12 protein-coding genes are annotated in these 20,376 nt (G+C 42.1%); all 12 read right to left on the reverse strand.

Annotated features, from left to right (window positions below; all coding sequences use genetic code 11):
* Positions 1 to 191: 191 nt before the first annotated feature.
* The 12 genes from BCY91_RS02950 to BCY91_RS03010 all read right to left on the reverse strand — a co-directional run bounded on the left by BCY91_RS02950 (position 192) and on the right by BCY91_RS03010 (position 20,181).
* Positions 192 to 2,372 carry an alpha-L-rhamnosidase-related protein gene (locus tag BCY91_RS02950; RefSeq protein ID WP_220699419.1) on the reverse strand — a complete coding sequence of 727 codons (2,181 nt, stop codon included), beginning with the start codon at positions 2,370 to 2,372 and terminating at the stop codon, positions 192 to 194.
* A gap of 14 nt (positions 2,373 to 2,386) precedes the next feature.
* Positions 2,387 to 3,973, reverse strand: coding sequence for a sodium:solute symporter family transporter (locus tag BCY91_RS02955; protein ID WP_120180537.1), 1,587 nt, complete (start codon positions 3,971 to 3,973; stop codon positions 2,387 to 2,389).
* 1 nt (position 3,974) lies between these two features.
* Positions 3,975 to 5,054, reverse strand: coding sequence for a Gfo/Idh/MocA family protein (locus BCY91_RS02960; RefSeq protein WP_120180538.1), 1,080 nt, complete (start codon positions 5,052 to 5,054; stop codon positions 3,975 to 3,977).
* Positions 5,055 to 5,064: 10 nt separating this feature from the next.
* On the reverse strand, positions 5,065 to 7,566 hold the full coding sequence (locus tag BCY91_RS02965) for an L-rhamnose mutarotase (protein ID WP_120180539.1): 2,502 nt from the start codon (positions 7,564 to 7,566) through the stop codon (positions 5,065 to 5,067).
* Positions 7,560 to 8,651: a mandelate racemase/muconate lactonizing enzyme family protein gene (locus BCY91_RS02970; protein ID WP_120180540.1), complete on the reverse strand. Its 1,092-nt coding sequence runs from the start codon at positions 8,649 to 8,651 to the stop codon at positions 7,560 to 7,562. Before BCY91_RS02970 ends, BCY91_RS02965 begins: the two co-directional genes overlap by 7 nt.
* 6 nt (positions 8,652 to 8,657) lie before the next feature.
* Positions 8,658 to 9,440 carry a sugar phosphate isomerase/epimerase family protein gene (locus tag BCY91_RS02975; protein ID WP_245988988.1) on the reverse strand — a complete coding sequence of 261 codons (783 nt, stop codon included), beginning with the start codon at positions 9,438 to 9,440 and terminating at the stop codon, positions 8,658 to 8,660.
* Between the two features lie 196 nt (positions 9,441 to 9,636).
* Complete coding sequence (locus tag BCY91_RS02980) at positions 9,637 to 11,073, reverse strand: alpha/beta hydrolase family protein (RefSeq protein ID WP_245988989.1); 1,437 nt, start codon at positions 11,071 to 11,073, stop codon at positions 9,637 to 9,639.
* Positions 11,074 to 11,145: 72 nt separating this feature from the next.
* On the reverse strand, positions 11,146 to 12,276 hold the full coding sequence (locus BCY91_RS02985) for a sialidase family protein (RefSeq protein WP_120180543.1): 1,131 nt from the start codon (positions 12,274 to 12,276) through the stop codon (positions 11,146 to 11,148).
* Between the two features lie 4 nt (positions 12,277 to 12,280).
* A complete protein-coding gene (locus tag BCY91_RS02990) occupies positions 12,281 to 12,937 on the reverse strand; it encodes a DUF3826 domain-containing protein (RefSeq protein WP_120180544.1) in 657 nt (218 codons plus the stop codon).
* Between the two features lie 279 nt (positions 12,938 to 13,216).
* On the reverse strand, positions 13,217 to 15,961 hold the full coding sequence (locus BCY91_RS03000) for an alpha-L-rhamnosidase (protein WP_120180546.1): 2,745 nt from the start codon (positions 15,959 to 15,961) through the stop codon (positions 13,217 to 13,219).
* Positions 15,954 to 18,743, reverse strand: a complete 2,790-nt coding sequence (locus BCY91_RS03005; protein WP_245988990.1) for a glycoside hydrolase family 2 protein — start codon at positions 18,741 to 18,743, stop codon at positions 15,954 to 15,956. The genes BCY91_RS03000 and BCY91_RS03005 overlap by 8 nt, the downstream gene beginning before the upstream one ends.
* Before the next feature lie 4 nt (positions 18,744 to 18,747).
* Complete coding sequence (locus tag BCY91_RS03010) at positions 18,748 to 20,181, reverse strand: sialate O-acetylesterase (RefSeq protein ID WP_120180548.1); 1,434 nt, start codon at positions 20,179 to 20,181, stop codon at positions 18,748 to 18,750.
* Positions 20,182 to 20,376: the final 195 nt, after the last annotated feature.

Here is a 20,376-nt window from a genome sequence, read left to right on the forward strand (position 1 = left end):
TGGGTGTTTTTTGTCCGAGCAGGGTTTCTCAAAGAGAACCCTGCGACGTTGCTACCACATTTTACATACTTAAGTATTGGAGGAACCTGCTACCACATTTTACATACCTACGCAGGGCCCTCTGCGAGAGACCCTTCTGTCACGTTTGCCTTATACCTCTCACCTTAAACCTTATGCCTTAATAAGCCTCACTAAAGCGCCTTGTAACTCACCACCATCTCTTGATTTGCTTTTAGCGTAGCTTCGTAAAGATTAACGCCAATTTTTTTGGCTTTTCCGTAGCTCAATTTTGGCGTTGTAGCGCTTTTTATTTTAAGTTTTCCGGTGCCTTCGCTGGCTAAAACTTTAATTCGGGTGGTGCTGCAATCTACTTTTACAGAACCGTTAGGTGTGGGCACCTCTCCTTTCATCCATTTTAAACCGCCCAAAACCGGCTCAACAACATATTCGCTGTAACCTGGCGCTGTTGGTTTTACACCCAGGTAATATTTCCCCAACAAATAGATGGGGCTGGCACCCCAAGCATGGCAAAGGCTTTTACCATAAGGCCGGCCGTACATTTCTAAGTGCTCTTTTCCTGATTTATTGGGATTATATTCTTCCCAAAAAGAAGTTGCACCTAGCTTTAACATTCCGCCCCAGTAATCGCGCATTTCTTTTAGCACATAATCTTGTTCGCCCATGGCGCAAAGTGCTTCCAGCTCGTAAAAACGCATATATGGCGTGGTAATTTGGAGCACATTATCATTAAGCAATACCTTGTTTTTGATACTTTGCTTTTGATCTTCGTTAAAGTAATTGAAAAAAATGCCGAACATATTGGCGTATCTGGTAACAATATCTTGTACCTTGCCATCAATGCGCTGGTGTTTCATCACGTTTTCCTTTTTATCCCAAAACACATCAAACAACCTGGTTTTTAAATCTTCAGCTAGGTTTTGATAATACTTTTGATCATCATTTTTACCTGCAATACCCGCACTAACCGACATAGCTTCTAAACTGCGGGCTAAAAGCATCTGCTCAAAACTAACCTCACCGGTTTTTGGCAATCCGTTTGCCCAATCAATAAAAACCCAATCACCTTCTAAAGGCTCCAGAAACCCGCTTTTATTTCTCCGCTCCAAACAAAACTCCATTAGAGATTTCATCCGCGGATAAAAAGTTTTGATAAACTTCGTATCGCCGGTATGCAGGTAATAATCGTACACGCCGATAAACCAGTACAACGAATAATCCATAATGATGTTGATGTGCGCCGTTACCGGTTCTTTACCGCGCAAGGCCAACAGCGTACGCTCTACAGAAGGGGAATCAAAAAACAAATAATAATTCATTAAATAGCTTTGATAGGCATCACCGGACCATATCCATCGGTCGCGCTTAATTCCGTCTATAAAAAATTCGCGGGTGGTTAAGTGCATGGTATAAGCCGAAACATCCCAAATCTGATTCAGCAAAGGATCCGAAGATTTAAATGCTCCACGGTATTCCAAGGGCAGATACTCGTACAGCATAGAAATGGAATCGTACTTCACACTCGGATCGGTCTGTACGTTCACGTAACGGAACGCCTTTGAGCCAGCATTCGTATAAAGCTCGGGCTGGGTTCCGTCAAAAGAAAGATGATCTAATGTTTCGCATTTTGCGGTGTCTAGTGCTTCTTCACGCGATTCGCCGTAGTAAAGCGCTAGTTTGCCTTTGCCTTTTAAACCGTGAATTTTTACATAACCAAAAGTTTCTTTGCCAAAATCAACCAGCTCGCCAGCACCAACTTTTTCTGTTTTTACTGCGCTCCATGGTGTAGTTGTTAATTTAAATTCGGACGGCTTGCGTTCTGGCGCATCAAAATTCCACGAACCAACGGGCACCCACGGCGTGCCCGATTGCTGTGCCTGTCCGTTTTCATCAATCCAAAGTTTATCTTCATTGGTTACTTTCCAAGAAGCGTTTGATTTTACGTATTTCCCTTCAATATAAATCGCGGGCAACACCTCTTGATTGTACACTTTGAGAGAAATTTTATGCTTTCCGGCAGGCACTTTTATGGATTTAGGTTGCCCGTGCACCTGAACGCCATCTAAAAGCAATTGGAAAGGGCCTTCCGAATAAATTTTTACATCGTCGGCTTCTGGCAGTTCTACTTCTGTTTGAAAAGTTACCAAAGCATAAGGGCTGTAATATTGCCAAAGTGGCGGAAATACAGCTTCGCGCTCTGTGCGCCTCACCTGCATCTTATTGCTCAACCAAACTTCAAAATCTCCCGGATACCAAATCCAAGTGGCTTTCTGTTGGGCGCTTACGGTATTCATCGGCGAAAGCCCGATACAAATAAGCAACATGAGCAAAGGTTTAACGAGATGTTTGTTCATGATATTTAGGGTTTTTAATGGTTATTGAAAATGATATACAGCGCCACCATTACCACACACAGCGCTAACCACAACAGTTTCACTTGCTTATCGGGTTTTGCTTTAGCATCTATGCGTAACAGGGTTTGATGGTCGGCCTGGCCGTTTTCATCGGTAAGGCTAATGAAAAAGGCGACTAGCGCAAGCGCCACAAAAATATAGAAAGACAGGAGCAAGAAATGCGGCCAATTGTAGGTGCCGTTAGGAAAAACCCATAGGTATAAAATGCCGGTGCCCAAACTGATAGCCGTGCCCAAGGTTAACACGATATTTGCAGCCTTTGTGGTGGTTTTGTTCCACAATACGCCAAACAAAAACACTACGGACATTGGCGGGGCAATAAATCCTAATACCGACTGAAAAACGTCGAACAAGTTTAGGCCTTTGATGCTATCAATGGCCAAAGTGATAAAGATGGAAAGCAAGGAACCAAATAAAACCACCAAGCGGCCTGTCTTTTTAATTTCGGCTTGTGTTGCCTGCGGGCGATATTTTTTAACGTAAATATCCATGGTAAACACGGTACTTAACGAGTTGAGCGCCGAGCCGATGGTACTGATTAAAGCCGCAATTAATACCACGATAATTAAGCCTCGCAAGCCGATGGGAAACAGTTGCGTAACCATGGTTAAGTAAGCTTCATCGGGGTTTTTAAGGCTTGGGAACAGCACAAAACAGATGACTCCGGGCAAAATGAACAAAGGAACATCCAATATTTTAAGCCAGCCGATAAAGTTAGCACCCAACTGACCTTCCTTTAAGCTTTTAGCGCCTAAAACAGATTGCACCATAGATTGGTCCGTACACCAAAACCACACGCCCATGATGGGATAACCCAGCAAAATTGCTATCCAAGGATAGTTTTTGTCATCTGCCGGAAGCAGTAAATTCCAGTACGAACCAGGAGTTTGGCTGTAAATGGCATCTAAACCACCGGCGCGATTTACGCCCATCACCACCAAAAGTAAAGACACCGCTATCAACAGCAACATTTGGAAAACGTTGGTGTAAGCAATTGCCTTTAAACCACCGGCTGCTGCAAAAAACGCAGATAAAACCACCATCAATATCACCGAAAGGTACATGGGCATGCCCAAAAGCTGCTTTACCAAAATTCCGCCGGCAAACAAAGTGAGCGAAAGCCAAGAAATTAATACTGTGATAAGGGTATACCAAGCTAGGATGTTACGGGTAGAGTCGCCAAAGCGTTTGCCCATAAACTCGGGCAAAGTAAGCACCTTGGCCCCTAAGTAGCGTGGCGCAAAAACTACGGCCAACAACAGTATAAATATAAATGCGTACCAAGCAAAGTTACCGGCCACAATACCGCTGGTGAAACCCACGCTTGCCGACGCAATGAGCATTGACGGCCCCACGTTTGTGCCCCACATGTTTAAACCAATGCTGGTCCAGCCCAAAGTGTTGCCCGCCAAAAAGATATTTTCGTCGGTTTTTTTATTTTTAATGAAGGAGATATAATAGCCAAACGCTAATAAAATTAACAGATACCCGATAACGATGGCATAATCTAGGGGCTCTAAAAAACTGCTTACCTGTACCATATTAATTGTTTAAAGACGGAACCTGAAATTCTTGTAAAATGGCATCTACCTTAACGGGAACACCCGTTTTTAACGAGCGGTCCATCGCTTGCAATAAAGCTACAGTGCCAATGCCTTCTCGCATATCCGGATAAGCGGTAAAGCCCTGCTCAATGCTATCTACAAAATACTCCAGATAGTTTTGATACTCGCCGCCGTGGTGGCTTTGCCCTTCAAAACGGAAATAATATTTGATGGTGGCATCGCCCCAATGTACCATACGCTCCTCACCGCTTTTATCTGTAATGGCGTAGCGCAACTCGTGATAATCGGCTTGGTTGGCACCCAGCGTGCCACGCAAAATACAGCTCATGCCGCTATCGCGTTTGGTAGGTTGCGTTGGCGAGGTGTACACGCCGCTAACACGGGCAATACGTCCGTCTTTCGCTTTAAAAATAAAGTGCATGGTATCCTCATTTTTTAAGCCTGCCACCTGTCCGTTGCTGCTGATCATTCCATAACCCATTACCTCTTCAATTTCGGGCAGGTACCAACGGATAAAATCTACCGGGTGGCTCAGGCCGCCGTACAACCATTTAAATGATTGTAGCAAAGACCATCCTTTCTCTAAAAACCAGCGATGATCTGCATGGTAATGCGACTCTACCGTGATTAAATCGCCAATGAGGCCTTCTTCAAAATCTTTTCTTTGGCGCATGGCGGGCTCAAAAAAACGCGAACTTTGACCCACAAAAACCTTTTTACCGCTTTTTTCGGCTATTTCCAACAGCTCTTTGGCGTCGGTTAAATCATCAATAAAAGGTTTTGTGCACACCACGTGCTTGCCGCGCAACAACGCCTGCTTTACATGCTGAGCATGAAGATGATCGGGAGTATAAATAGCGATGATATCAATAGAAGCATCATTCAATAAATCATCATAGTTGGTGGTATAGTGCGGAAAATCAAACTCTTTTGCCCTTTGTTTGCACAGTTCTTCGTTTCTGTCGCATACTTTCACCAGTTCCAGTTTTTGGCTTTGTATAGCAGCCGACATGGTACTTCGGCCTTCGCCAAGACCGAGAATTGCAATTTTTAACATTCGTTTAGGTTTAATCTAGTTTCTTTAAAAACACCCAGCTTTCACCAGGTTTTGTTCCTTCAATTCCGGTTTGATACTGACTCATAATTTTATTCCAATCATCAACTCTCGGATTATTTTCTGTTGTTTTTGGGTTTAGCTCGTCTAAAGTTTTTCCTTTAGGGATGCTGATGACCAATAGCAACTGCCTACCGTTTTTAAATACCTGTAACTGCTGAAAATCTGCATTGCAAAATCCTTGGGCTACCTCTGGCCATTTTTCAAACTGCGTACGGTGGTACTCTAAATACTCACTTTGCATTTTCTCATCGTCCACCAAATTTGCTGTCAATAGCACATGCTCCCACTCGGGCGCTACCACAGCATCTTTACAGTTGATATTCCGCTGAAAATTATAAACCGAACGGCTATATGTTTTCATTTTAACTGCCGGAAAAGCCTCTGCTAAATCTTTTTCTAAAGATTGGATACGGTTTAGCTTGCCATACAGCACCAAATGGTTTTTCCACTGATAAAACTGTGGCTCAATTACGCCGTTAGCAATAGCAATGGATTTTATTTTTGCTACGTCCAAATCGGCGCCAAGCAGCTCCACAGCGGCAAAATGAGGAACTTCCTGCAAAGGCCAAGTTCTATCAACAAAACGTTCTTTAACCAGGTATTGAAAAGGTTTTCTGATGCCTGCGTTTGCCTTTACACTGTCGTTTACAAAGGCGCTGTTATTTGTCCACACGTTGCCCGGACCATTGGCATTCTGCAAAAATTTCTCTGCCGGAACCCAGTTGTTTTTTACGGTAAAGTAGGAAGAACCTTCATCGGTATAAAGGTAAAACCAATGAAAAGGATCGTGCGCGTAAGGATTTAAATAAATGCTGTCGATATAATTATCTGCAATTAAACTGCCCGGCTGTGCCGATAGCGTATAAATTGCGGCCACATCATAAAGGTGTTTGCCGTAATGATGAATTTTGTTAGCCAACACTTTATTGTTGCTCATGGCGTTGATGGATTTTGTCCAGCCCCAGCCCAGCCCAATCCCAGTATAAGAGACATCAGAAATCTCGTTATGGGCTATGGTAATGTTTTTCACAAAACCCGCGCTAATGCCCACCGTGCCCCAATCTTCGTTGGTGACATCCGTAATTAAATTGTCGGTAATCAGCTCATTTTGACACAGCTCGCGCACATCTTTGGGTTGATATGGCAAGTGAGTTTCAACGGCCTCGTCGGAAAAAATGCCGATGTTGATGCCGCTTCCGCCGATGTCTTTAAACAAGTTGCCTTTGATGGTGTTATTGTTGGTGCCACGGTGTAAATCTAGCCCGGTTGATGAGAGGTGTTGAAAGTTACAGCCCTCAAACGTGATGTTGTTAGTGTAATTTACACTTACCGCGGATTGTGGACGTCCAATCCAAGCCTGATTTTCGAGCCCTGCTTTATCTGGCGTACCCGGAATTTTCAGCTTGTAGGCATCAAGCAGGTACATGCCAGCTTGCAAAGGCACGTGCCCTTGTTGCGACGGACGTAGCCAATTGCTGTATTGGAAAGCCAAACCCTCTATGCGGATATGTTGCACCGGCCCATCGATGGTGCCGGTAATTTGCAGTAAATTCTCCAGCACGGGCGCTACCACTTGTGCTTGGTTCATCTGCTCGCCGGCACGCGGATAGTAATAAATTTTTCCTTTTTGCCTGTCTAAATACCATTCGCCAGGTTCGTTAAGCAGGCAAAGGGCATTATTAAGTTGAAAAGGCGAGTTTCCCGTTTTTTTAGAAATCCATGGCGCAGGCCAAGGGTGCTCGCTTTGGATGCGACTTTCTGGCTGTTCAAAAAACAGCTTTGCGCTATCGCCTTGTATATCCATTTTTTTGATGCGGAGGTTTGCAATTGCCCACCATTGCTGGATAAACATTTCCATCCCGGGCTCAAATTTCACGGATTTATCTTTGAAAGGGATCCAGCAGGTCTGCTCTTTTTTATCCCACGAAAGGATGCGTTCCATTTCGCTTCCTGATGTGCTTTTTGCCCGAACAGCTTTTTGCCCGTTTACCCATAATTGGCGATAATTCAAAATTTCTCCGGCCTTTGTGGCTGCGTCGGCAACCCAAACTGTTCCGGGTTTTAGTCCGTTTATTGCACCCGCTTTTTTCCAGTTTTTGATATTAACACCACCGTTTAAAATAGCTTTCCCCGTATTTTCTGCTTGAACAACGGTTGGGCTTTCGGCTGTTCCAGAATCTTCTGGCCGGATAAAAACAGCTTCTTCTAAACGGTAATTGCCATCTTTTAAAATGATGTAGATGCCGTTTTTAATGTTTTTATCTTGTAAACGGCGGAGCTCGCGTGCTTTGCGCAAAGCCATGTTTAAACTGGCTAAAGGTTGGCTTTGTGTTCCTTCCGCCAAATCCGATCCGGTTGTGGAAACGTAAATTTTTGTTGTAACGCCTTCATCAGCTTTTAATGTTTGTAAGCTGATGAAAAACAAAAAACATAAGAGAATTTTTTTTACCATTTGATTTCTGTCAAACAATCATCTAAAAAGTTAAAACCCCAACCTGCACCTTCATGCGGGATAGCAAAACCATCTTTTAACTGCATCGGATTATCAATTAAAGGATCAATCCAGTCAAAAGACTCTACACCAACACCATTTGGAACAGAGCAAACCAAAGGCACATCATAATCCTTATAATAATGGGGTAAAACCGGAACGTGGTAACTTTGCGCCAGCGATGCGCTCTCCCGCCACATTTCTACACCTCCAATTCTCAACAAATCGGGTTGCCAAATGTCTATCGCTTTTTTTTGTAATAGCTGTAATAGCGGTAGCGTATCGTACTCACGCTCGCCCATTGCTAATGAAATTCCGGTAGAGCGTTTCAGCATTTCGTAACCATCAAAATTCTGATGGTTTAGCGGTTCTTCAAACCAATAAACGCCTAAGTTTTCTGCTGATTTAGCTAGTTGAATTGCCGAAGGTAAGTCCATTCCCTGATTGGCGTCCATCATAATGTTGATGTCGTTGCCAACCGCTTCCCTTACTTTTTGCAGTCGTAAGACATCTGTTCTCCAATTTGGGGAACCAACTTTTATTTTAACAGCCTTAAAACCACGGGACGCATAGCCAGTAACTTCTTCAATGAGCTCATCAATACTGTAAGAAATCCAGCCACCGCTACCGTAAATGGCACATTTATCACGATAGGTCCCAAAAATTTTATGGATTGGTTGGTTCAGATATTTTCCCCAAGCATCCCACATGGCAACATTAATTAAAGCTTGTGCCCAACGATTAATACCTTGGTTTCCAAAATATTCGGAAAGATGATCGAGGTGCTGGTAAAATTTCCCGGTTTCATTTACCTCGAACTTCTTTACTTCGGGAAGTAGGTCTTTTAGCGCTCCTTTAATTGCTTCGGGCGAATATTGAAACGACAATAAATAGGACTCACCTACGATACCGTTTTCCAACTGGATTCTTAAAACCAAAAAAGAAATTTCATGAAGCGTGTGCGTAGCATCGGCAATTGGCTTTTTTAATTTAGCCTTTGCTTTATAAAGCTTGTAATCTTTTATTTTTATAGATGAGCTGTTCATTTGCGATTAATCTTGAAATACCTTTTTCAGATAAGCCACATTGGCGCTAAAATTTGCCTTTACATTTCGGGGCTGTGTGGCATCTCTTGAGCGTTCTACCACCAGCCAGCCTTTCCATTTCATATCTTGTAAAGTCTGTTTTACTTGATATAAGTCCAAGCGGGTGTTGTTTTGTAGCCAAACGCCATCCTCGTCTGTGGCGTGGATTTGAACGATGTGTTTTTTTCCTAAAATTTTAAGCTCTTTATTTAAATCTCTCCCGTTTTTCAACGGATTGGAGAAATTAAAATAACTTTTTATGTTTTTTGAGCCGATATCTTTTAAGAGTTGTTTTTCTGCTGTGGCATCTAAGGAAGTTTCTATCCCGATGGTTACACCTGCTTTTTTCGCCATTTTTCCGGCTATTTTTAAGCGTTCAACAATTGCCGGACGTAGTTCGGGATGTTGAACCAAATCGCCTTTGACGCCTAATGGTAAAAACGCGACTTTAATATTCATTGCTTTTGCAGTTGCCAAACAGTCGGCAATCATTTTTTGCCAGGTGGGGCGTTCGGCAAAAGACTGTGCGTAAAAACCTGTCATGGCGATGGAACAAAATTCAATGTTCTGTTCTTTTGCTTTGGCGATGTATTCTTGCCTAGTGGTGTCGTTATTTAGTCTGCTATCAAAGGTTTCCCGGTTTCCTAATCCGCCCATATCAATTTCTAATCCATCGGCACCCAATTCATGCGCTAACGGAATTGCGCTCGGCTTTTGGCGTTTAAGGATCATTAAATCAATAACGGCCACTTTGAAATCTTTTTGTTGGGCAAAAGAGGACAGCGGAGCTATTGAAAGTATTGCAAAGAAACAGGACAATAACTTTTTAGCGAAACTAGAAAAGTTTGCGTTAACGATGGAAGCGGCATCCTTTTTTGTGCGCCCTTCGACCCCGCCCGGGGTGACAAAAAAGATACAGCGGACAGCGTGTATAAACGCCCAAAACCTATTTCGCATTTTCTAAAGATTTAAAATAGTTTTCCAAATTATCGTAGCCCTTCATGGCGTTTGCAGGCAATTTTTCGCCTTTATCACCAAATACTTTCATGGCATTTTCTTTCTCGATAGTCACCTTTTTTTCATCAACCGCACCTATATCCATTTTGAAGTTTCGGGCCACAAAATCGTAAAGTGCTTTGCGCTTGTTCACCCCGAAATCGTGTTTTTCATCGGGTAAATGCACATTTTCTACCTTATTTTTTGCGCCGTAGTAGCTGTAAATATTTTGCAGATACGGAAAATCATGCAAAGGTGTATGTGCTGTCCAATCGCCGCCATCAGAAACCAACAATTGCGGACGTGGAGCGGCAAAAGCGGCCAGTTCTACGTTATCTGTTCCGCCAGCGCATAAGTGGATAGGCAAACCGCTTTCGCAAGGGCAACCGCCATAAAAGTATGAGGATATAGCCACCACCGGTGCGCTCAGTTTAATACGGTCGTCAATAGCCGTAACTAAAACCGTGTGACTTCCAGCGCCGGAACCTCCGCTGATACCCACACGTTCCGGGTCAACATCTTTTCTGGTTAAGAAATAATCCAACAAACGGATGGCATCCAAAGTTTGTACTGCCATTGAGAGACTTTTGCGGTGGTCTTCGTAATCAAACTGCAGCATGGATTCGCCCCAGGCAAACAAATCGTAGCTGAAAGCCATTGCGCCCATACGGGCTAGTGTGGCGCAACGTATTTGGCAATCTTCACGGTAACGTTGCTGGTACCAATGCCCGTCCGGACTTAAAATCAAAGGAATTTTTCCTTTTACTTTAGTCGGGCGATATAAGGACCCGTTGATATAAACTCCCGGTAAAACCTCTAAGGCCATATTTTGAACGGTGTAACCGTCAAACTGGCGGATGCTGGTAAAAATGGGTTTGCTGTTAGGCCTTGGTGGCATCGGCGAAAGCTTTAATGCTTCTAATAAACAAGGTTTAATTTCTGCTTTGCGCTGTTCCCAGCTTCCTTTATCGTGATATTTAGAAGCCAGTCTGGCCAGTTCTGCCCAGCCGTCCTCCGGTTGCCAACGGTAGTATTCGTATTCCTTTAGCTTATAAACGCCCTCTTTCTCTTTGTTCACCTTCATATCCAAAGGCTTAAGAACATTGTTTAAAGTTTCGTCTACATCTGCGCGGAAACGCCATTGGGCATAATCCACGGTTTTTCCTTCGACCTGTTTGTCGCTGAATTTAATGGTTACGTGATAACGATCCTGAATTTCTAAAAGCACATCCTTTAATGATTTTGGGTATTTGTCATCTGAATTTTGCGCTTTTACTGTCATCAGCGAAAGCAAAAATAAAAACGAGAATAAAAGCCTCATCCTAAATCCTTCTCCGAAGGAGAAGGACTTGCCTATCGTGGTGTATTTCTTGTGTTTTATCAACATCTTAAAGAATTATTTCAATGTAAAAACCATTAACCAACTAATCGCCTAACTAACCATCGAACCAACTGAACCCTATTCTTCTGCTGGTACGTTTTCTGGTTTTGGTGCGGTGTAACCTTTTAATTTTGGCCATTCGCCGTTTTTAATTTTCTTTAATTTAAGTTTTGAAGGATCAACCACCACATGCTTAATTTTCTCACGTCGCCAGGTGTAAACAAAATGCAACAAACCGTCGCTGGTTTGGATTACAGATGGATACGAATATTGGCTGATCGGTGAATCTTCGAGAATTAAAGCGGCTTTCCAATGGATTCCATCTTTTGAAAGCGAAACATTAAGCGGTGTACGCGGGCCTTTAGCCAAATTTCCCGGAGGCAAAACGTGGTTGTAAACCAAAACATGCTTGCCATTTTTCATGGTTACCGCATCTGTACCGGAGTTGTTGTTGGGCAAATTTGTTTTTTCTAAAGGCGTCCAAGTTTCTCCGTTATCATAAGACCAAGCGGTTGCCAAAGCCCTGCTTCTACTACGAGCTAAAATCTGTAATTTTCCGTCGCCATGAGTTAAAATACTAGGCTGAATGGCATCAATGGTGTCTTTTCCTTGATCTAAAGGACCAATTTTTCTCCACGTTTTTCCGAAATCCGGCGTTACTTCAAAATGTATATGCCAGCCATTCCCTTCTGTGCTGCTTGGTGCAAATAAGTTTCCGTTGCTTAATAAAATAGGTTTGTTTTTTACGGGACCAATTTGATTGTTTGGTAGTTTTTCTGCTGCTGACCATGTTTTTCCGCCATCTTTAGAGCGTTTTAGCATTCCCCACCATTCTGACGGTTTTGGACCTATTTTGTAAAACAGCATTAAATCGCCACCGGGAATCTGGTACAAAACCGGATTCCAAGTAGGTAAGCGCTTGTCAGCACTTTGCACACCATCTGCAACAGAAACCGGAGCTGTCCATTTGCCGTTTACCATGCGCGAAACATAAATTTCCACATCCGGATTACGCTCTCTTGTGCCTCCAAAAAACGCACTTACTAAACCTGTTGGCGTTTCGGCAATTGTTGCCGAATGTACCGACGGAAAATTGGCTTTATCGTAAATAAATTCATCGGTAATAATGCCTTTTCGCCAAGGTTTGTCTTGTGCAATGCTGTAACTGCTTAGTAAAAGTAATCCGGCTAATAATACGCTGTTTCTCATCTGTTTATTTGTTTTTTTGTGCTTTTATTTTCTTTACGTAATCGCTGTACATTTGGCGCCAATTGCGTCCGTTGTTATTTAAATATTGCTCGGCTTGGGTTTTGTAGATTTCAAAAATGGCCGAAATCTGCTTCATACTTTTATAATCTACCGCTTGCTCACGGGCTTTCTCTAACAATGCGCGGATGGTTTTTGCTTCTGTTTCTGTGAGGTTAGGCACAATGGCTTCGTAGCCTTTCATGGTAAAATCCACTTTACCGATGGTGTATTTATCTAAAATGGTATTCACCTGCGCTTCGGTTAAATCTTTACGCAAACCGTCCATTAGATTTTGGTGTACCGATGTAGGGATGGAAGAATCCACAATGATTTGCCTAAATAACTCGGACAGCGGTTTTCCGTCGAGCGGATTGATACCCGCCGGCACCAAGGTATAAGGATGGCTATTATGCCAATCTCTGATTTGTGTTAAATGCAAAGCAATTACATCGGTAAGTCTTGCTTCCTTTTCGGGATTTTTGAGCGCTAAACTGCTTACCCATTCTCTGGCTTTTGTGATATTTTCAGCATCAGCTTTTTGAGTGACTTCCTGAGCTTTTACAAGCGTTGTCATCGCCGTAAAGGCAATTATTAAAACAGTTTTTAGATAGTTGATTTTCATATTCCTTATTTATTTAAATAATTCCTTTCGCTAATGCCTTTTCAGCACAGCCTTTCCTGCCCTCATGCCGGGCAGTGGCATTTACTTTTTTTCCGCAAAAAAGTAAACAAAAAACTCTCGCCTGCGCAATTTGCTAGGGAAGGAAGTGCTTTTACTTTCTCCACTTGTACCGCAAATTCCAAGGGCGAAAAAGAGTTGAACATCAGTCTGTGCTTGAGGCCGGATTGACGGGATACAGCCAAAATATGACACATACGATATGTTAAACTCGAAACCACGTTATTTTTTAATTTGAAAGGCATAATTGCCTGAATTTATTTTATAAATCATTTTATCTCCGTCTTTACGGATGAATTCAATATCTTTTTGATTGGTAATGTTTTTCCCGCTTTCGCTGATTGATTTTTGATTGCTTGCTGGCAAATAAACTGTTGCCGAGGTATTTGCCGGAATACTGATATTCCAATTGAAAGTCTTTTTATCCCTTTTCCAGTTGCTTTTAATTTTACCAAAAGGAGAATCAAAACTTGCATTTACATAATTAAGCCCGGCAATGCTTGTTTCTGGTTTCATTAAAATTTCTTTAAACCCGGAGATTTCAGCTTTTATCCCAGCCAGATTTTCGTAGTACCAAATCAGCAAATCGCCCAGCATCATCACGTGGTTCTGCGAGTTCATTCTGGGGTGTGCGGTATTGCCGTTCCACAACTCCCAAATGGTTGTTGCACCGTTTTCTATCATATAACCCCAACTTGGGTAAGTTTTTTGGGTAGCTATGGTATAAGCCAAATCTGGCCGACCGTAATCGTTTAAACAACGCATTAACCATTGTATGCCTACCAAGCCGTTGCTTAAATGTCCGTTGTTGGTTACCTCAACGGTGTAAACTATATTTCTAAAAACTTTGTCGGTTTCTGCTTGTGGCACCATCCCAAAATAAAGTGGAATAATGTTATCGGTTAATTTGTTATCGCCATAGAAACCTTTATCGTTGTAAAACTTTTGATTAAAAGCATCTTTCACTTTTTGTGCTAAAATTTCAAATTGGCTGTAGTCATTTTCGTTTCCGGTTAACTTGCTGTACTCCATCATCAACTTTAAAAAATGATAGTGATAGGCGGTGGAAATTAGCTGTGACGGATATTTTTTATCGGCGCTTTTGCCTCTTCCGGCTTCGATGGTAATGGGCGGCGCACACCAATCGCCATAGCTATCTTTGGTCATGATGTAGTTTTCCATGTACCTATCCTGCATGTACGCGAGCCATTTTTTAATTGCCGGGTAGTTGTCTTTAACAACCTGAACATTTCCAGTTTGCGTGTACAACATATCGGTTATGGAGGCAATTGTGCCTGCCCAAGTCATGTTGTCGCTGTAGTAACGCCAAAATGCAGGCGCCACATCGGGGATTGCACCATCCTCTTTTTGCGAGTTGCGGATGTCTTCTAACCATTTGGTGTAAATGCGTTCGTTATCGAAAACAAAATTTTCGCCGTAAGCCACCTCACCTCTATCGCCCAACCAAGGCATGCGCTCGTTCCGTTGCGGACAATCTAAAGGCATTCCTTTATAATTGCCGGCAATGCCCCACCAAGCATTTTTAAAAATTTGGTTGAGCAACGCGTTTGAACTTTCAAAAGTGCCAACGGTTTCGATATTATCATAAACCATTTTACCTACAAAATCCGCGACTTTTGGTTGATAGGTATAGCCAGAAAGCTCTACAAATCTAAATCCGCGATACACGAAAGTAGGTTCCCATGTTTCCTCCTCTCCCCCTTTTAAAGTATATAAATCGGTGTTTTTTGCGTTGCGAAGATTAGCTGTAAAAAGTTCGCCGTTATCTTCTAACGATTCTGCAAAACGAAGTTTAATCTGCTGACCTTTTTTGCCTTTTACTTTAATCTGCAACCAGCCCACCATATTTTGTCCCATATCCAAAATATACCTTCTGCCCGAAAGTTTGGTAATAGAAACAGGCTGAAGCGTTTTCATCACCTTCATATTCTCGTTCATCTGCGCTTCAATGGTGCCGCTTGGTTCTTGCACATATTCTGCTTGTAGCCATTTGCTATCATCAAAACCGATTTTATTCCATCCTGCAAATTCTTTTGTGGCATCATATTCTTCGCCATCATACTCGTTATTGGTGCGGATTGGCCCGTCGGCAGTTCCCTTCCAACTATTGTCGGTTTCAATCTCTGTAGAAGTTCCATCGGTGTAAACGATATGAAGATTCAATAGCATTTTTGGGAAACCAAATGTTTTGATTTTATAGGGCTTTTCATTTTGCCGCATAGCGAAAAACCGACCATTGCCCAAAACTGCACCTACCGCATTTTTCCCGTTTTGGAGGTAGGATGTAACATCGTACGTATTGGCTTTTACGTTTTTGGTATAATCTGTTGACGACGGTGCCAAAACATCATCGCTCACTTTTTTGCCATTGATAAAAAGCTCGTACAAACCCAAACCTACAATAGATACTGTGGCCGATTTAACCTCTTTTTTGTTTTCAAATTCTTTTCTGAAATACCTTGCAGACAAGCGAGAAGCGTTTTCGATGCTATCCCAGGGAAAAGCCCTGTCGAAACCAATCCATGCTTTTGGCCAGTCTTTGTAATAAAGCAAACCCATAGTCCAAAAGTTGGTTTTGGACCATTCACTTTCGCCAACATTTGTCCAGATTTTAACTTTCCAAAAGCATTTGCCTCGGCTTGTTAATTCTTTGCCATTGTATTTTACGTAGATGGATTCCGAAGAATTTACTTTTCCGGTGTTCCACAAATCGCCTTCATTTTGTGCCAGTTTTTCTGCTGAAGAAGCCACTAAAACTTGATAAGCTTTTTGCCCGACACCGCGTTTTTGCGAAACAATTTGCCAGCTCAAATTCGGTTGCTTTACATCTATACCCAAAGGATTTACCAACTGCTCCACCTTAAGCGCAGTAACTTGCAAAACCTGGGCTTTTAGGCTGTAAAAACCAAAAATCAGCAGTGATAATATGATGAATCTCTTAGTCATTTCCAGTAAAATCAAAGTATAAAGTCAGCTCTTTTGCCCTTTCTGGACTTTTCTCGTAATCGTAATAAATATTTTTTTGCCCCATTGGCCCGGTACTTTCTGCGGTTTGTGTTTTATTGCCGATGCTTGGAATGGCCTGCATAAAACTGATATCGCCAGTAGGGAAAAGTGGCACATAATTATGCCATTGGTCGTCCATAAATCTGGGTGTAAACAATCGTAAAAAAGTATCTTCATCGGCAGCCAAAACCTTAAAATCCTGACCTTTTGTTAAAAACTTGCACCAATACATATTAGAGTGATAACCCTTAAATTCGGGATAAACAAAAGGGATTTCGCCGGTTTCGGTGTTATTATAGTCTTTGTGCCAAACACCAAATTCGGTTCCTTTCATCCGGTTTTTCCAAACGCGGTAAGGGCCGTTGCCCATATACTCCACGCCTTTTATCTCGCTTTCCGGAAAAGAAAAGTTAACGCCGGCAAACCAGGTATAAAATTCGCCTGGGAAATATTTCACTTTTAACTGTATAAATCCATTCGGATAAACGCTCCACTGTAAGGTGTTGTAGCTCTCTTTCTTGTTAAAAACCGATGCTATTACCAAAGTATCGGCATCCATTTTAGCGGTAAAACCTTTAAAGTTGTTTGCGCCCTCCTGCAAAACCGGACCGTTGTTAAAAGGGATTTCTCGGTTTTCATTGTTCACGCTTTCCAAAATCCCAGTGCTTCTGTTGATTTTGATTTGCAGGTTTTTAACTTTTACCAAAAAGCTTTCGCCGATGCTTGAATAAGTTACTTTATTGTTGGCTTTAGCCTGATTTAAAATTGCTTTACTTATCTGATTTGGTTTGCTGATTGGAAACGACCAAGTGAAAATTTCATGCTGATTTACATCTTTTGCGGTGATATAAAGTGCATCGTAACTGAACCAATCTTTTGGTAAATCTATATTTAAAACGCCTTTTGCATGCGGCTTAATATCTGGTGCATTGCTTTTTCCTGATAAAATGGGTTTTGCTAAGGAATTATCTAACAAATTGAATTTCTTCAGTTCCCAAGTAAAACTGCATTGATTGATGTTTGTAAAATCGTAACGGTTTTCGATGTTGAATTTTCCATCAAAACCTGCGGTCATTTCTCTGGCTTCAAAATGAACAGGGCTCCAAACTTCTTTTATTGTAAAATAGCTTCCTTCTTTTTCATGGAAAGGTCCAACAATTCCGTCTGGGCCACGGTCTTTATCGGTATCAATAATTCCGTCTTTATCTGTGCGCACCACGCCTTCATCAGCAAAAACCCACAAAAAACCACCGGCAGACGTTGGTTTGTTCCACATAGCTTCCCAATAATCATCCAAACCGGCTCCATGTCCGCCATCGTACAAACCATGTAAAAATTCGGTTGGCATTACAATATCATGTCCGTTCATGTAATTGCCAATTCCGTAATTGTACTGGCGGTAATGTTGCGTATCAAAACCGCCGTAATTCGCCCAAGGATGCACAACCGGACGATTTTGTATATCCCATTCTTTGAAATATCTATCCAAATCTAAATTGTGGCCGCCTTCGTTTCCGTTTGCCCAAAAAATAATAGACGGATGGTTTACATCATGCGTCATCATTTCTTTTAACAGTTTTTTGCCGGTTGGTGTATCATAATGCCCATGCCAGCCCGCCAATTCGTCCATCACGTAAAGTCCTAAAGAATCACAAACGTCCAAAAAATGCGCATCCGGCGGGTAATGCGCCATCCTCACGGCGTTCATGTTCATGTCCTTCATCAGCTTTACATCTTCAACACTTTGTGCCTTGCTGGTGGTTCTGCCGGAGGTTGGCCAAAACGAGTGGCGGTTTACGCCTTTGAACTTCATTTTTACACCGTTCACATAAACACCATCGCGCTCTTTTACTTCTATGGTTCTGAAACCAATTTTTTTATCGATTTGATGAAGAACCTTTCCTTTGTTCAAAAGCGAGAATTTTGCGATATAAAGATTTGGAAACTCTGCCGACCATAATTTCGGGTTTTCGAAATTTGCGTTCAGGAAAGCAGATTGACCACCATCAATTTTTTGTGAGAACTTTTTGCCGAAAGCTTTCCCATTAGCATCCAATAAATCCATTTGGATTTCATCGGCTTTGCCCGTAAAAGAAAGTTGAGCTTTTAAAACACCGCTTGCTTTCGCATCAATCGCCAATTCCGTAATGTGCTGTTGCGGTAAAACTTCCAAATAAACCGGACGGAAAACACCTCCGAAAAGCCAAAAATCGCCACGGCGTTCCGCATCATTCACAGATTCGTTTGCCGAATGTTTGGCAACATCAACCTCCAGCAAGTTATCCGCACCGTATTTTAATAATTTGCTGATGTTGTAACGGAAAGCATAATAAGCCCCTTGGTGAGTTGGCCCGGCAAGTTTTCCGTTGATTTTAACGGTTGCATCGGTAAACACGCCTTCAAAAACAATTTGAACAACTCTATTTTTGTAATTGGCGGGCACATTGAAATGGTAGCGGTATTTGGCTGTTTCTTTTCCACGCAGGCTGTCTTTGGCAAAGCCGTAATCGTACTTGCCAAAACCTTGCAGTTCCCAACAAGACGGAACGCCAATTTTTGTCCATTTGCCAGAGTTTTGCCCTGCCGAACAGTAAAAATCCCATTTCACCATATCGTCTTTCCCTTTTCCGGAAAGATATATTTTCTCTGTTTCCTGAGCGTTTGCTGAAAAGAAGCTCATTAAAAAGCCAAAAATTGCGATATGTTTGATAAAAGTCTTCAAAAATTTAGGGATTAAATTGGTTGATGATCGGGTTATCCGTTCTGAAAGCGCTTGCCGGTAAATTTGCGCTGTTCACTAAATTCGGCTGGGCAATTTCATCCCAACCGAAACGGGCTTTTACAGGATTTTCTACTTCCGTTGCCGTTAATAAAATCTTTTTTCCTTTGATTTCCGCTTTCGCGGGATGAAAAACACCGTCGGTACCGGCCAGCTCAAAATAATTTAGAGGTTTGCCGTCTCTGCTTTTTAAGCCTTTAGCATTATCAAAATAAAGAACTAGCTCTTTGCCTTTAGTTTTCATTTTATCATAAACAGGACCATCAGAAACAAGTCGCTCGTTATAAGTTTTGTCCAAAGCTTGAAGCGCCAATCTTCTACCTACCTCCCATTTATAACCGGGATGAATGCCGCCGCCACCATCAAATAAATCGGTAATTACCGCCATTCCAGTATTCGGGATTTTTAACGCTGCGGATTGTGCCTCCCAAAATTCGGGTAAATCGTATTTGTCCAATTTTGGTTCTCCTTGTGATGATGAATATTCAAAAGGTGCGATTTGCACATAGTAAAAAGGCAATTCTGCGCCCCAATCTTTTCGCCAACCGTCAACCAACGCTTTCATTTTATAGGTATAGTTGACGCGGTCTTTTAAAAAGCAGTTGCTTTCGCCCTGATACCACAGAAATCCTTTGATAGCAAAAGGAACCAACGGTTCTATCATTGGATGATAAAATTTGGCGGGGTCGCCATCTACTTTTTTGTCTTTAAAATAAACGGAGTTGGTGAAATCTTCTTCATTAATCCAAGGCTCAATTCTGCTTCCGGGAACGGAAGAAGCTATTACACCAACCGGTACATCTAATTCTCGATTTAAGTTTTTAGCAAAGAAATAACCCACGGCAGAAAAGTTTCTTAAGGCCGTTCCTTCGGCAATATCCCAACCCTCGTGTGTTGGCGATGGCTTAATTAGTTCTTTTCGGTTTACCAAAAACAGACGGATATTTTTATGATGCGCAAAAAATAGTTCGTCAATAGGGCTTGGACTTAATCCTTCGGCTTCTTTTCTATCAACCTTGCTATTTTTTCGCATGGTGTATTCCATGTTTGACTGGCCGGAGCATAACCACACTTCGCCCACCAAAATATCTTTCAGTACAATGGTGTTTGTGCCTTTAATGGTCAGGTCGCGGTTTTCAAAACTCGCTTCAAGCGGATTTAACACCACTTTCCATTTACCATTTTCATCGGCAAGGGTTTGTGCGGATTCATCGGCAAACGAAACAGAAACTTGTTCGCCAACATTCGCGGTTCCCCAAATTACAATCGGTTTTTGCTGTTGCAAAACCATTTGGTTGCCTAAAATTCGTGGCAATATTATTTCGGCTTTCAGTTGAAAACCCGCTAAGAGCAATAGAAAAAGTGTTTTTATAAACTTCATTATTAACTTGCTTAGGTCTAGCGCCTTTTCAGCACAACCTTACTTGCCTTTATTCCGGGCAGTGGCATTTACTTTTTAGGCTTACGAAGTTTTAGAAACTTCGTAAGTCTTACAAAACCCAAAAGAAAGTGTTTTTACTTTCCTCATCTCTTCCGCAAATTCCAAGGGCGAAAAAAACGTTACGTCGGTTGTGCT

The sequence above is a fragment of the Pelobium manganitolerans genome, from assembly GCF_003609575.1.
Taxonomy (GTDB): domain Bacteria; phylum Bacteroidota; class Bacteroidia; order Sphingobacteriales; family Sphingobacteriaceae; genus Pseudopedobacter; species Pseudopedobacter manganitolerans.